Source organism: Priestia flexa NBRC 15715, assembly GCF_001591565.1.
GTDB lineage: Bacteria > Bacillota > Bacilli > Bacillales > Bacillaceae_H > Priestia > Priestia flexa.
The window spans coordinates 1-14805 of sequence record NZ_BCVD01000021.1 but is presented as its reverse complement, the minus strand read 5'-3'; the positions used below and the strand labels follow the sequence as shown (position 1 = coordinate 14805).

General features: G+C 38.4%; 13 protein-coding genes. All 13 read right to left on the bottom strand.

Annotated features, from left to right (window positions below; translation table 11 throughout):
- Positions 1–9 precede the first annotated feature (9 nt).
- Positions 10–489 carry a dihydrofolate reductase gene (locus BFL01S_RS05570; RefSeq protein ID WP_025908306.1) on the bottom strand — a complete coding sequence of 160 codons (480 nt, stop codon included), beginning with the start codon at positions 487–489 and terminating at the stop codon, positions 10–12.
- On the bottom strand, positions 486–1280 hold the full coding sequence (locus BFL01S_RS05565) for a thymidylate synthase (RefSeq protein WP_025908305.1): 795 nt from the start codon (positions 1278–1280) through the stop codon (positions 486–488). Before BFL01S_RS05565 ends, BFL01S_RS05570 begins: the two co-directional genes overlap by 4 nt.
- 355 nt (positions 1281–1635) lie before the next feature.
- Positions 1636–2538, bottom strand: coding sequence for a formyltetrahydrofolate deformylase (gene purU / locus BFL01S_RS05560; protein ID WP_025908304.1), 903 nt, complete (start codon positions 2536–2538; stop codon positions 1636–1638).
- 63 nt (positions 2539–2601) lie between these two features.
- Positions 2602–4152, bottom strand: coding sequence for a gluconokinase (gntK, locus tag BFL01S_RS05555; protein WP_061785113.1), 1551 nt, complete (start codon positions 4150–4152; stop codon positions 2602–2604).
- A 413-nt stretch (positions 4153–4565) separates the two neighbouring features.
- On the bottom strand, positions 4566–6371 hold the full coding sequence (locus BFL01S_RS05550; protein ID WP_061785099.1) for an IucA/IucC family protein: 1806 nt from the start codon (positions 6369–6371) through the stop codon (positions 4566–4568).
- Positions 6368–6940 carry a hypothetical protein gene (locus BFL01S_RS05545; protein WP_061785098.1) on the bottom strand — a complete coding sequence of 191 codons (573 nt, stop codon included), beginning with the start codon at positions 6938–6940 and terminating at the stop codon, positions 6368–6370. Before BFL01S_RS05545 ends, BFL01S_RS05550 begins: the two co-directional genes overlap by 4 nt.
- A gap of 6 nt (positions 6941–6946) precedes the next feature.
- Entirely contained in the window at positions 6947–8230 is a 1284-nt protein-coding gene (locus BFL01S_RS05540) for a lysine N(6)-hydroxylase/L-ornithine N(5)-oxygenase family protein (protein ID WP_061785097.1), read from the bottom strand.
- Entirely contained in the window at positions 8209–8805 is a 597-nt protein-coding gene (locus tag BFL01S_RS05535; protein ID WP_139325239.1) for a GNAT family N-acetyltransferase, read from the bottom strand. The genes BFL01S_RS05540 and BFL01S_RS05535 overlap by 22 nt, the downstream gene beginning before the upstream one ends.
- A complete protein-coding gene (locus BFL01S_RS05530) occupies positions 8805–10547 on the bottom strand; it encodes an IucA/IucC family protein (RefSeq protein ID WP_025908298.1) in 1743 nt (580 codons plus the stop codon). The genes BFL01S_RS05535 and BFL01S_RS05530 overlap by 1 nt, the downstream gene beginning before the upstream one ends.
- Positions 10525–12048 carry a pyridoxal phosphate-dependent decarboxylase family protein gene (locus BFL01S_RS05525; protein ID WP_061785095.1) on the bottom strand — a complete coding sequence of 508 codons (1524 nt, stop codon included), beginning with the start codon at positions 12046–12048 and terminating at the stop codon, positions 10525–10527. The genes BFL01S_RS05530 and BFL01S_RS05525 overlap by 23 nt, the downstream gene beginning before the upstream one ends.
- A gap of 1 nt (position 12049) precedes the next feature.
- Positions 12050–13414: an aspartate aminotransferase family protein gene (locus BFL01S_RS05520; protein ID WP_061785094.1), complete on the bottom strand. Its 1365-nt coding sequence runs from the start codon at positions 13412–13414 to the stop codon at positions 12050–12052.
- Positions 13415–13612: 198 nt separating this feature from the next.
- On the bottom strand, positions 13613–14302 hold the full coding sequence (locus BFL01S_RS05515) for a copper homeostasis protein CutC (RefSeq protein ID WP_078989439.1): 690 nt from the start codon (positions 14300–14302) through the stop codon (positions 13613–13615).
- 211 nt (positions 14303–14513) lie between these two features.
- A partial coding sequence (locus BFL01S_RS20885; protein ID WP_176572873.1) for a hypothetical protein occupies positions 14514–14805 on the bottom strand: 292 nt, incomplete at its 5' end.

Below are 14805 nucleotides of genomic sequence, written 5' to 3'. Positions count from 1 at the left end.
GTTATTTCATTATGCACGTTCGTACACTGTAAAGTAGTAGGCATAAGGGTTTTTTTCATCCTTAACACCTTGCTTTCTTGATACTTCTCTCCAAACAGATGAATCAATTTCAGGAAAGTATGTATCCCCTTCAAACACCTCGTCGATATGCGTAACGTATAAACGAGTCGCCACATGCATAGTTTGCTCATACACTGTTGCGCCACCAATCACAAACAGTTCACTTTCTCCTTCAAGCGATACTAGTTCATCAACAGAGTGAATAACTTTTACACCTTCATGGTGATAGTCTTTATTTCCTGTTAAAATAACGTTGTTTCGATTTGGAAGAGGTTTACCAATTGATTCAAACGTTTTTCGCCCCATTACAATTGTGTGACCCGTTGTGGTTTGTTTGAAATACTGTAAATCAGCTGGCAAACGCCAAGGTAAATCGTTTTCTTTTCCAATCAAGCAGTTGTTGTCCATTGCTACAATTAACGAAATCATACGCTAACGGCCCCTTTAATGTGAGGATGCGGATCATACTCAACAAGCTCGAAATCTTCAAATTTAAAGTCAAAGATCGATTTGACATCTGGATTAATCTTCATTTTTGGTAAGGAGCGAGGTTCACGCGTTAGCTGAAGATTTACTTGTTCAAGATGGTTTGTATAAATATGAGCATCACCAAACGTATGAACAAAATCACCTGGTTCTAAATCACACACTTGCGCAACCATCATTGTCAGAAGCGCATAGGATGCAATATTAAAAGGTACGCCTAAAAAAATATCGGCTGATCGTTGATATAGCTGACAAGATAATTTACCGTCTGCTACGTAAAATTGGAATAAGCAATGGCATGGCGGCAGCGCCATGTTATCAACATCCGCAACGTTCCACGCGCTTATCATCAACCTTCTTGAATCCGGATTATTTTTAATTTGATGAATGACATTTGTGATTTGATCAATCGTACTTCCTTCTGGTGTTGGCCAAGAGCGCCATTGGTGACCATAGACAGGACCTAATTCTCCGTTTTCATCAGCCCATTCGTTCCAAATACGTACACCGTTATCTTGTAAATATTTGATGTTTGTATCACCGCTTAAAAACCATAATAATTCATGAATAATTGATTTTAAATGAAGTTTTTTTGTGGTTAAAGCAGGAAAACCTTCTTGGAGGTTAAATCGCATTTGATAGCCAAATGTACTAATTGTTCCTGTTCCTGTCCGATCTTCTTTTTTCGTTCCATGTTTTAATACATGTTCACATAAGTCGAGATATTGTTTCACTTCCGACACTTCCTTTTTCAAAAGTCTTTCTTTATTGTATAGGCGATTTTTTCTCATGTCTATGAGAAAGTGCAGGGTTTCTCATAGAAAAAAGCTGGGACATAACGAACTGATTCCTTCTAGGAGACGAATCATCCTGTTTCTAAACGATGTGGGTTGTTGTAAGAACACATTCGTTCGGTTGCGCCACAGACACTCGCTTTCCCGCAGGATTCAAATGTCCTACGCTCCATTCCACTCTGTTTTCAAAATTGTTTTCCGAACCAACAAAAAAATCCGAACTATAAAAAGTAGGTAACTTTAAATAGCTCGGATAGATCATTGGCTGAAATTCTTATGACCCAGCCTCTTTTCATCAATTAAATACAATTGTTCGATTACCGTAAACTAAAATTCGATCTTCTAAATGCCACTTTACTGCTCTTGCTAAGACAGTACGCTCAATTAAGCGTCCTTTTTTCTTCAGCTCTTCCGCATCATCTCGGTGATTTACTCGTTCGATATCTTGTTCAATAATGGGTCCTTCGTCTAGATCATCCGTTACGTAGTGTGAGGTAGCACCAATTAACTTAACACCACGCTTGTATGCTCGCTCGTATGGCTTTGCACCAATAAAAGCAGGTAAGAACGAATGATGAATATTAATGATACGATATGGATTCTCTGCTACAAATGTCGGCGTTAAAATCTGCATATAACGTGCTAAGATAATTAAATCTATGTTGTAGTCCTTCAATAATTGTAGCTGCTGTGCTTCCGCTTCAGCACGAATTTCTTTTGTTGCAGGAATATGATAGAACGGAATACCAAAAGATTCAACAACTTCACGCGCATCTTCGTGATTACTAACGACTACAGCAATATCGCTCATTAAATCACCGCTTTCCCATGCCCATAGGAGTTCTAATAAACAATGTAGCTCTTTTGATACAAAGACCGCCGTTCGTTTTAAACGATGTGCGTACGTAAATTTCGCTTCCATTGAAAATGATTCTGCAATTGATTGGAAAGCTTCTTCCATTGCTGATCCTTTTTCATCCAAGCGGTCGCATTCAAATTCAAAACGAATAAAAAATGTTCCACCTTCTGGATTGGTTGAATGCTGACTAGACTCTACGATATTTGCTCCTTGTTCAAATAAAAACGTAGATACAGCTGACACAATTCCAGGCTGATCTGAACAGCTGATTAACAACCGACCTCTGTTTTTATACTTTTCTTTGTATGATGTTACATGTTGCTCAATGTGCGATTTCATAAAGTTCCCTCTCTCTTTGAATGTACAGACTATTCTATCATTATAATGAAAGTCTACCGATTATCAAGCGTCATTCTTATTTTTAGAGTAAGGATTCGATTCTTCTCCATGCTGAAGCTCTGCTAGCTTCGCGTAATGAGGCTTCATACTATTCATAATATCTCGATAGACGGGCAGAATTTTTTTATATACTTCCACATTTTCAGGAATTGGCTTTAGGTGTGTAGTTTTCCCAACCATCTTCTCTACAACGTTTACCGATTCAACTTCATCAATTGCATAAAGGCCTAGTACGGCTGCGCCAAGACAAGAGCTTTCAAAACTTTCTGGAATTCTTACTTCTGCATTAAAAATGTCAGCCATCATTTGCTTCCATACTTCAGAGCGAGCAAATCCACCTGAAGCTTTAATTTCACGAGCAGGCCCAATTAATTCTTCAAGAGGCTCTAACACCGTGTATAAGTTGTACATAATCCCTTCCAAAACCGCGCGAATCATGTGCTCCTTACCATGATGAAGAGACAGTCCGGTGAATGAACCCCTCGCGTCTGCATCCCATAAAGGAGCCCGCTCTCCTGATAAATAAGGATGAAAAATGAGTCCTCCAGCTCCAGGGGGAATCGTGTCAGCCATTTTCGTAAGTAAATCATATACGTTAACATCTAAGCGTTCGGCAACTGCAGCTTCGCTTTTGGCCAATTCATCTTTTGCCCATCGTAAAATCATCCCACCGTTATTAATAGGGCCGCCTACAACCCAGAGATCGTCGGTAAATGCATAACAAAATGTTCGGCCCTCTTTATCTAGAACAGGCTCTTTTGTAACCGCTCGAACTGCTCCACTCGTGCCAATTGTAATGGCAATTTCACCTTGGTCGATAGCATCTAAGCCCAAGTTAGACAATACGCCATCGCTTGCCCCTATTACAAAAGGCGTGTCTTCATTAATTTTAAGCGTGTGAGCAAGTTCGCTTTTAATGCCTTTGCTCACATGAGTTGCTGGCACAATCGTGGATAGTTGCAAAGGAGAGATTTCTGCATTTGTTAACGCGACTTCATCCCATTGTTTTATTTCTAAATTAAGCATGCCTGTTGCAGAAGCAATGGAGTAATCCACTATATACTCATCAAATAATTTATGGAATATATATTCTTTAATTGAAATAAATTTAGCTGTTTTTTCAAAGATTTCTGGGTGCTCATGCTTTAACCATTTAATCTTAACAAGAGGTGACATAGGATGAAGAGGCATACCCGTTCGCTTGTATAGTTCCATTCGTTGATTACAAAGCTTATCTGCATATGTAGCCGCTCGCTTATCAGCCCATGTTATACAATTTGTAAGTGGCTCACCACTTTCATCAACAGCAATAAGGCTATGCATCGCGCTGCTAAAAGATACAACTTTTAAATCTTCTTTATTTACCTTTCCCTTTGCCACTACTTTCTTAATTGTTGATAGGACAGCTGCAAAAATCTCATCTGGCTTCTGTTCAGCTGTTAGGGCATCCGGCGTATGAAGAGGATACCCAACATGATGTGACTCCTTCACTTTTCCATCAGCAGTAAATAAAACCGACTTTGTTGTTGTTGTTCCAATATCAACACCTATCATATATGTTGTCACGTTACTTAACACCAACCTTTTCTCTCTGCGTTCTTTATTTATGAGGTTTTCCTAAAATGATTTAAACCATGCTTCTGCAGACGAATTACACATTACTCTTTTTACCTGATGCCTTGCATTTAAAACATAAAAACAGGTTGGGATATAACGAAATGATGGCTTTTCCAAGACGAATTATGCCTTTTTTAAAGTATTGGGTTACAATAACCAGTTGGTTCCCTATCACTGCAGACATTCGCTTTCCTCGGGGAGGAGTTACGTGTCCTACGCTTCATTCCACTAGGTTTTTTCAACTTGTTTTTGGAATGAACAAAAAGATACCCAAACTATCAAAAGTCGTTAACTTCTAATAGTTCGGATATCTCGTTAGCTAAAACACTTATGTTTCTGCCTCTTTATATTTAGACTTGTTTTATAACTGCAACTTCATGAAGCGCATTCCTTACTTCCCCATGTTCACTCGCATGTGGTCGATCTTCACCGTCATTATACCCATAATCGAACATACGATTTCGGTTTAATGCGAGCTTAGTCACAGATGGACGAAGCAAATCAAACAGTTCAAAGCGCTCTTGAAGCTTTGGAAATTGCTTTTGATATTCAAGTATTTCACTTCTAACACTATTCCAGAATTGATATTCACTTATTCCTTCTTTATTTTCAAGCACTTTCGCTAAATAACGAAAGTGACAAATAAATAAACCTGTTAGGATAAATTGTGTTAAGCCATCTGGTTTCTCGCTCCGCAATACAGCTTTTAATTCGGGCGTTAAACTTTGTAATTCTTTAAATGATTGATCACTAATATTTACGTCATCAACAAAATCTTTCATAATAATGCGGACTGGCTTACCTTCTTTTAAGACAAGAACTGTATTTTGACCATGAGGTGAGAACACCGTTCCATATTGATATAAGTAATGTAATAATGGCGGAAGAGTTGCGCTCATTAATGCTTCTACCCACTGTGAAGCAGATAAGGCAGACTGTTCTATATAAGACGATACCAATGCTTTACCCTTAGAGTCCACATGCAAGAGTGCTGCTAGCGTAATGGCTTGCTCTCCTTCTTCTAACTCTTGATAAATACTTTCTCTCCACACGACGCCAAGCATTTCTAAATATTGATAAGGAGCATCTTTCATTGCTGCAAATGTCGGATGGTCTACATTTAAAGTGGCTACTTCTCCTAACAAGCCTACTTTACATATGTCTCGCAAGAATGAATCATTGTCGCGAATGTCTTTTATATGCTTTGTTACCTGAGGTGCAATAACCGTCCGTTCACTCGGAAGACCTCGATATACAAGCGTATTTAAAATGCTCATTGGTAGCTTTACATGATATTTATTGCGATTTGTTGTATTAACAAATGTGCGAATTGACTGCTGCGGAAGATAATAATCATCTCCTTCCCCCATTGGGACAATGAGATTTTCCGCTAAATAGTGTGCATATAGAGGGATAATCATGTTCTTCCACTGCCATTCATGAACAGGTAGATAATAATAGTCTGCTGGTTGTAAACCTTTTTCCTGCAATTGATTTTCAAATACTTCTACTGTTTTTTCACCTAGCTCTTGTTCCATTACTTGTTGGAACTGAAGTGATGTGAGTGAATGGAAAGAGCTCACAGTTTTCGACACAGCAATCCATGATAACTGAATTTTTTGCTTTTGTTCCGGAGCAAATTTCATATAGTCATTATAGTTAAAACCAATTCGTCCTTTGTTATATGTAATCCAAGGGTGTCCCGTCATTTCACCTTCAAGCTCTGCGTAGTCAAGATTTGCTAGTTCATCAGCACTGAGACGTTCTTGTAAATGAAGATCAGCCACAAGGGTATGCATATACTCTTTAGCTAAATGTCCAGCTGTTGAAAACGACATTTCATCAAGGTCAGACAGACTAATTAATAGCTGTAGTGCTCTTGAAGGGTTAATCAGCATATTATTTTCTTCTATATAAATTGTTTCTACTAACACTTCATAACTATCAAACAAGCGCTTTTTCGCTTCAAACCGATAGACAATTCCACGAGAGTCTTTCCATTCATACAACGAGCTTTCCTCGTTTACCTTCACCTCGTGTGGAGTAATAATATTTTCATACATAAACTCCTCTAACATTTTAGCAAGCAATTGATTATTTGCTTTATTCCAGCGCTCTTTTGTAAATACCGTTAAATTCGTATCTGTTATTTTCATCCTTTATTCTCCTTTACCGGTTTATAGAATTTTAACCTCTGCTGAGCCATGATAAATGATAGAACTGCTGCCAGTAATACCATTCCACCACCAATAAGAGGTATATGTAGCTTGCCATTTTGAACAAGTATTAGCGCAAGTAGCGGCGTTAAAAGTAAGCCAACATTTTGTGCCGTTAGCATCCAACTATAATAAGAAACCGTCTCCGCATTGCTTTGCTTAAACAGATAAAGATCGATAATTAGGCAACTTTGAAATACAAGTAGTAGAAGTGAAAAAGCTAGAAACATGGAAAAGCTGCTGCTTTCATTCAACATCCATTTACAAATGGATATACTAACAAGAGCATAGACGCTTACTTTTTCAATCTTCCACTTTTTTAAAAGCAACCCCCAAATTGGTGTCATAATAATGACGACTATTCGACAACAAATAATAAATAAGGATGTTGCCTGTAAGCCATTAACTTGAAAGAAATCCGTGAAAAATTGGGGGTAAAAAGGTGACAGAAGAACTTCTGACACCACCGTCATAAACAAGCACGTAAATATAATCCACGAGCGAATCATTTTACTTTACACACCAAACTGTTGAAATACATTCTTACTATAAACTTTATAAATTTCTTTTCCTGTAATTTGATTAATAATAATCGCATTCCGGTAAGGACCAAGCCCTAAATCTGGAGCTCCCACGCCGTGTGTATGAAGTTCTCCATTTTGAATAAACAAATTGGCTTCAACGGGTTGAGTCCTGACTTTGAACTGCTCATCAATTTGCAACTGCCCACTTTCATCAACTAGTAGATGAGATTGTAAACTTTCTAAGCATGATGGAAAGCTGCTAGCATATCCTGTAGCCATAATAACAACATCACTTTTCAACTCTTTCACTTCATCTTGCTCATATTGATAAAGGGTGAGTTTATAGCCAGTTTCTTCTCGACTAACACTTTGAACCTCCGTTAGTGCTTGCATATGAATAGGAGAAGCTTTTCCACCAACGGTTCGTTCATACAAATGTTCATAAATGTCAGCAATCGTATCAAAGCTAATTCCTTTATATAAGAGAGCTTGATTTTTTAACACATCTCTTTTTTTATCCTGATTTAAGTGATAGAAATAACGCGTGTATTCTGGTGAAAAATGCTCTAACCCGAGCTTTGAATACTCCATTGGATAAAACCCTTTAGACCTTGTATACCAATGGAGTTCATAGTTGTTTTCCTCTTGATGTTGCAACAAGTCATACACAACTTCAGCGGCACTTTGCCCAGAACCAACGACCGTAATATGACGAGCTTTAACTGTTTCATCACGATTTTGCTTATAGCAAGCCGAATGATAGAATCGATTATTTTGCAAATCTTTAAAATCAGCTGGAACGGTTGGATTTGTACCTACCCCTACTACTACATTTTTCGCGTAGTAAGCAGTTGATTCACCATCTTCCTCAACTATTACTTTATATAGCTGCTCTTCTTCTATTTCAATTTTCTGAACCTTACTGTTGAATTGTAGCCCTTTTAACTGACTAGCCACCCATTGACAATAGTGATTATATTCAGTTCGTGGAATATGAAATTTTTCAAAGAAATAAAACTGATACAATCGCGCATGCTCGTGTAAATAACGTAAAAAGCTATACGGGCTGGACGGATTAACCATTGTCACTAAGTCCGCCATAAACGGAACTTGTAGCGTAGCTCCTTCTAAAAGCATACCCGGATGCCAGTTAAACTGAGACTTTTGATCAAAGCATTTATATGAGTATTCTGTTTCTTCTAATAAAGCTGCTAGGCCAAGGTTAAATGGCCCAATGCCCACTCCAATAACCTCTAAAATTCTCCTTGAATCCATGCGTTCCACCTACTTTCAAACACTTCTTGTTGACAATAAAGAAGCATTGCTGTTTTATCAGGAAGATCTACCGTCTTTAACTGTTGAAATCCACACTTTTCAAAAACATAAATCATCTTTTCATTTCGAATATCCGGTTCAGCCATAATACGCTTGGTTTCTGGCACTTCAAACATTCTCTTCATGAGCGTTAGCATTAATGGATAAATAAACCCCTTGCCAAGATAATTTGGCTCGCCAATCAATAGATGAATGCCTTGATCTCCTTTTTCATAGTCATAATAATGACGGATTAGATCTTGGGAGACGATATACGACTCCCAGTAGCTCATCGCTTGCCCATCTATTTCACCAATTAATAATTGCTGATGTTTGTTCGCTAAAAAACGTTTTAAATGAGAGGCATACTCGGCTCTTGGCTTGTCCAAATTCCAAAACGGAATGACGTGGTCTTGATGCATCCAGCTATGCAAGCGGTCAAAATCTTGTTCAAACGTTACATAGCGAAACGTAATTTCTTTTTTTGTGTTGGTATCCCATACTGTAATAGGGTAGTCACTTTGAGCCAGTACCATCATTTATATACACCTTCTAGAACCGCAAGCGGATTCGTAACGTCTACGTAAACAGATTGTGTTTCTAGACTTCCAACTAGTTCATCCATATCATGAACGCGCGTTAATAAATTGGCTTTGCAAGGCAAGCTCTCTTGAGAAAGCATACTCTTGACTAGATTTGTATGATCATTCTTTGCATATTCTGAAATGACCGTACGCATCTGTTCAATCAACTTGCTTTCTTCAATTAGTCCACTTGTACCAAAAGCATTAATTAAACCAAATAAATGATTAAAGATAACATAATAACGGAATCTTTCTTCAGCAACCGCATCATCACAAACTGTATCGCTCATCTGATTCAAGTCTTTGACAAGCTTTTTGAGGCTTTCTTGTTTAGAGCGCATAAAATAATATCCTTGGTTATCACGATAATAAAACGCTTGTGGATAGCCTTCTTTTGTCAATTTGATAATCGAGTTTTGTTGATGAGCTTCAAGCGCAATTCCTTTTTCTGTATACAGCCACATCATTGGCTTTAATGAAATGTCTAAATACTGCTTAAACCAATCTTGACTAACAGCTTCCAGTGATCGATTTTCAGCTTTGGCTAAACGATGAACAATCTCTTGAAGCTGTGTATGATGACGATACACATGATCTTGACATAAACTCGCTAAAAGAGTCGTTGAATCACCTTGTGAGCCTTTAAAAGGGTTTTCTCGAATCACAACCTCAAAGCCAATCTCTTCTTCACCAAGCGTTACGTATGCAAAATCTTTAATAATGTGAAAAGCAGGGTGATAAATTTGTAGCTCTTCTTCTAAACCAGCACGTAAAAGTTCCGTTACCTCTACACCTCGGTACAGCTCTTTTCGTTTGTTGACTCGAAGTGAATTTGTAATTTTTACTGGTATCGAAAACTTATACATGACGTCTGCGCTTGAGTTATATACAGTTCGTACAGAAGAAGTAGGATAAAACGCTTGCCCTTGAGGACCTAGATATGAAAGTCTCCCGCTTTGAATCCAATCACAAACTTCTGATTTCCCAAGTAAATATCTTGCTTGAAGTGGATGCATTGGAATCAATACATTCTCATCGTCTTGGCAATAGTTAGTTTTGAATTCATCTGATACTTCTTCATCTTCTACCAACTGCTTTTTAATAACTAACCTTGCTTGTTCCAGCGCAGACCCCTCTTTGACCAATGAAGCTTCTGCGTAAAAATAGTGTAGTTGAAACTTCCCCTTTAGCTCTGGAGCAAATATTGTTTCTTCTTCAGGCAAAATGCCTTGTCTGCTTTTTGGGGTTGGATGAAGCTGATGTCCAATTAAAAGTGCTTGTTCTGATTGTAAAAAGCTTTTATCAGCCCCGTAACACTCTTGAAGTTCCGCTTGTCTCACTTCGATAAATTGCTTCATATTTTCGTAGCTTAATAGCACGCGAACAATCAATTCGTTTATTTGAAGCAAGTCTTCCGTTACTTCTTTCATTAGCAGCGCTAATAGCGTTAACAAATCTAGCTCCTGGCGCTGATGACCTTCTACTTGGTATGCCATTTGCTCGTTTAATAAATGACGCCCTGTTAGAGAACGATAATAAGCTGGGAAATAGAGCGTGACGGGCTGCTTTTCCAGGGTTAAAATAAGTTCTTCACCTTCCCCTACTTTTATCCATTTCCCCTTTCCTGTTTCTCTGACATAGCAGTTCACTACATTTTGCATTGTAATAAAATTAGCTGATTGTTGCGCATTCACGTAATGCTTCCTCCTTCTGCTCCAACTCGTTTCCAAGCTGAATCACTTCTTTTATAAGTTGTTTTAGGTTCTCTAACTCAATCATTGGATTCAACATTGTTACTTTTAAACATGCTTCTTGGTTTACTTTTGTTTTCGCTATAATATACGTTCCTTTTTCATATAACTGCTGCTGGATCATTGTATTAATCTTATTTTCAATATACTTTTGATTTTCCGCACTTTTCGCTAGCCTTTTACACTGATACTTAAATACAACAGCGTTCATCATCGGTTCGTTCATAACTTTAACCATTGAATTTTCTTGTAAGTATCCAGCTAGCTGTCTCGCATTTTGAATAGTTTGGTCAATCAATTTACCAAAGGCTGATGTGCCCATCATTTGAAACGTTAGCCAAACTTTGAGAGCATCAAACCGTTTAGTTGTTTGAATACTGCGGTTAACAAGGTGAAGATGCTCATCTTCTTCTGGATTTAAGTAATCTGCATAAAGCTGAATATGCTGAAAAGCTGTTTCAGCTTTCACAAAGAAAGCACCACAGCTAATGGGCTGATAAAACCATTTATGAAAATCAATCGTAATAGAGTCTGCAAGCTTTAACTCTTGAACTAGGTGTCTATTAGCTTTTGAAAACAACAGGCCGCCTCCATACGCAGCATCGGCATGAACCCACATATCATAAGTTGCTGCCAGTTGATGAATATCATGAAGAGAATCAATACTTCCAAAATCAGTGGTTCCAATTGTGGCTACAATGGCCATCGGAAGCTCTCCACTTTCTTTCGAAAGCTCTATCTTTGCACATAAATCATCCATGCACATCTCGTAGCGCTCATTTGTTTTAACTGGAATAACTGCATTCATCCCTAAACCAAGCTGCGCAGCGGATTGCTGAACCGTAAAGTGCGCTTTTTCAGAACAAAAGATTCGCAGTTTATTTGCTTCAGGGGGTAGACCTTCTTCCTGTACATTTGCTTTAAGCTTTCGCTTACAATAATCATTGCGAGCTAGTAGCATCCCCATATAATTTGACTGCGTGCCACCGCTTGTAAATACGCCACTTGCGGTTTCTTCATAGCCGATTTGTTTAACGCACTCTTTAATAACTGCGTCTTCTATATAAGTCGCAATTGGACTTTGGTCCCAAGAGTCCATCGATTGGTTGAGAGCTGTGATAAAGACTTCTGCGACCAAAGCAGGTATAGCTGGTGGACAATGCAAATGCGCCATTGCTCCAGTATGAGAAATATGCAGAGAATGCCTTAAAACAAGCTGTTCTATTGACTCTTTCAGTTCTGCGAACGCACGTCCATTTTCTTTGAATGTCATTTCATCATTAAAGTGTTCAAAGCGATCTTCTAGCTCCCAATGATGATAAGGCTTTTCAATTGTTTCATAATAGTTCGAAATCATCTCTATAGACTGATTCATTAACTGCTTATACGTTCTTACGCTTTGATTGTCCTTAGATAGAAACCATTGTTGATAATCTTGTTCCATCTTACCTTGTCACCCACTTAGCTTCTGCTGCTTTTACCGCTTCTTTAAAGCGCTCTAGCACATCATCAGCCTGAGCTTGACTTAAAATTAAAGGTGGTAATAAGCGAATGACTGCTCCATGTCTGCCTCCAACTTCTAGGATAACCCCTCGCTTAAAGCACTCTTGCTGAATCACCTTCGCTAGCTCTCCATTTCCAGGATGGGTTCCAATCTTATTTGCCGGCTTAGACCAATCGATGATTTCCACTCCAATCATTAACCCTCGACCACGAACATCTCCAATAGAAAAGCTATTGGACTGGATGGCCTTTAACTGCATTTGCATGTAAATTCCAAGATCATGCGCATGTGCATCTAAAGCATGCTCTTTCACAAAGCTAAGCGTTGCTTTTCCCGTTGCCATTGCGAGCTGATTACCACGAAAAGTTCCAATATGAGCACCTGGTTCCCACTGATCCAACGCTTTATCGTATACAACAACAGATAGTGGTAAGCTACCCCCGATTGCTTTTGACAGCACAAGAACATCGGGTTCAATATCAGCATGCTGAAAAGCAAACATTTTACCCGTTCGACCAATTCCAGTTTGCACTTCATCAATAATTAACGGAATTTGACGCTCTTTTGTGATACGACGAAGCTCTTTCAACCACGCGATAGGAGCAGGTACTGAACCTCCTTCACCTTGAACAACTTCAACTACAATTCCTGCTGGTTTAACAATACCGCTTTCTGGATCGTCTAATAAGTTTTCAATGTATGTGCTAATTGCTTCATGACCACCTTCACCGATTCCAAAAGGACAACGATATTCGTAAGGATAAGGTAAGAAATGTGTATCTGGAACTAAAGCATGAATGCGCTCTTTAGGGCTTGTTGTTCCGCTAATACTTAATGTGCCGTGAGTAGAACCATGGTAGCCGCCTTGGAACGATAAAATTGTGCGGTTCCCCGTAGCCGTCTTTACAAGCTTTAACGCTGCTTCAATGGCGTCTCCACCCGTAGGTCCACAAAACTGCACTTTTGCTTTTTGGGCAAAATTAGCTGGTAAACTTGCAAACAACTCATCTACGAACGCTTCTTTAACCGGCGTAGTTAAATCTAATGTATGTAAAGGAATACGATCAGCTAGTACCTGTTGAATCGCTTCATGGACTACTTCATGATTATGACCAAGCGCTAAAGTGCCTGCTCCTGCTAAACAATCAATATACTCTTTGCCGTTCATATCTGTGATGATGACTCCCTCCGCTTTTTGAATAGCAATTGGAATTCTTCTTGGATAAGATCTTGCATTCGATTCTCGAAGTTCTTGCTGTGAAAGTAACGCTTCGTTTGTAGATTGATTTGTTATTGAAATAGACATGAATAATCCTCCTATTTATTTAAATGATAATGATTTTCATTACTAATTACATGTATAAGGATAAATGATAATGATTTTCAATGTCAACTAATTTTCTAAAAATATGCATTTTTTCCTAAACTCATCTGTGTTAACTGGCAGTTTTTAATGCTGATTCTACTAAAAAAAGTGCTACTTTACTTCGTAGCACTTTTTCTCTTATTGCATTTTATTCATAATTTCTTTTGCTTTTTGCACACTTTTCTCATTTATTGGCTGTGTATATTGGCAATTAACTCGTATACCTGCTCCAATGCATACTTCTGTTAGATTGGTAACCGATAGAAAAGCCTGTAAATTTTCTGGTTTTAACCCCTTAGCTCCGACAAATATAAGATTTTCATTTCTCATTTGACGCAACATTTTTTTGATTTGTGGAATTCCGTTTAACGCACTTTTATCAGCTCCAGACGTCATAACCCGCTTTATTTCTGGATAATTCAATAATTTTCGAAGCCCTTCTTCTTGATTATGTAAGTCATCAAAAGCTAAGTTAAACGTCACATCCATTCCTTTAGAAGCACTTAGTAAAGCTTTTAACGTCTCTTCATCAATGGTTTTCTCTGACGTTAAGCAGCCCAAGATTACTCCTTCCACTCCCAGTTTCCTTGCTTCTTCGATATCATGAACCATCGTTTGAATATCGTCTTCATTGTATTGATACGACTGATTATGAGGTCGAATCATTACGTATACAGGAAGGGTAATCGCTTTTTTTATTTGTTTAATTAACCCATAGCTTGGGGTAATGCCACCTTCATTAATACTCGTGCAAATACTAATTCGATCTGCCCCATTCTCTTGAGCTAGCTTTGCATCATGCAATGTCGTCGCAATCACATCTATCATTACAATAAACATCCTTTCTTCTTCATTAATCTAGAGCATAGTAAACTCTCTTCAATATCGTACCATGCTTGAAAAGATGTCTTTTTCCTTACGAACAAAAAACGTCAGGTATAACCGTTGAAAACTTGGTTATTTCTCATGACGTTTTTATTATAAAAATGCAACAATTATACTCTATAACTTTAGAATCCTAGCTTTTTAACCATTTTTATTAGAAGTATCCGGGACTTCGCTTATTCGCACTATGCATTGGATGCATAGGCATCATGGACTTAGAAGGCATCTGTACGTTTTCACCTTGTACAAGTGGTGCATTCATACTTTGATTCATTGCAGGCATCAAATTGCTAGGCTTCTGACCGCATCCACAGTCTGCTCCTCCTGACATCGACATCCCCTGCATTGGTGGCATTTCTGGCATCGGCATTCCCTGCATTGGCATTCCTTGCATCGGCATTCCTTGCATTGGCATTCCTTGCATTGGCATTTCTGGCATTGGCACT

What these genes read in the sequence shown, in the direction of transcription:
- BFL01S_RS05570 (WP_025908306.1), bottom strand. Translation starts at nt 489, where the DNA reads ATGATTTCGTTAATTGTAGCAATGGACAACAACTGCTTGATTGGAAAA.
- purU (WP_025908304.1), bottom strand. Translation starts at nt 2,538, where the DNA reads ATGAAATCGCACATTGAGCAACATGTAACATCATACAAAGAAAAGTAT.
- gntK (WP_061785113.1), bottom strand. Translation starts at nt 4,152, where the DNA reads ATGATAGGTGTTGATATTGGAACAACAACAACAAAGTCGGTTTTATTT.
- BFL01S_RS05550 (WP_061785099.1), bottom strand. Translation starts at nt 6,371, where the DNA reads ATGAAAATAACAGATACGAATTTAACGGTATTTACAAAAGAGCGCTGG.
- BFL01S_RS05545 (WP_061785098.1), bottom strand. Translation starts at nt 6,940, where the DNA reads ATGATTCGCTCGTGGATTATATTTACGTGCTTGTTTATGACGGTGGTG.
- BFL01S_RS05540 (WP_061785097.1), bottom strand. Translation starts at nt 8,230, where the DNA reads ATGGATTCAAGGAGAATTTTAGAGGTTATTGGAGTGGGCATTGGGCCA.
- BFL01S_RS05535 (WP_139325239.1), bottom strand. Translation starts at nt 8,805, where the DNA reads ATGGTACTGGCTCAAAGTGACTACCCTATTACAGTATGGGATACCAAC.
- BFL01S_RS05525 (WP_061785095.1), bottom strand. Translation starts at nt 12,048, where the DNA reads ATGGAACAAGATTATCAACAATGGTTTCTATCTAAGGACAATCAAAGC.
- BFL01S_RS05520 (WP_061785094.1), bottom strand. Translation starts at nt 13,414, where the DNA reads ATGTCTATTTCAATAACAAATCAATCTACAAACGAAGCGTTACTTTCA.
- BFL01S_RS05515 (WP_078989439.1), bottom strand. Translation starts at nt 14,302, where the DNA reads ATGATAGATGTGATTGCGACGACATTGCATGATGCAAAGCTAGCTCAA.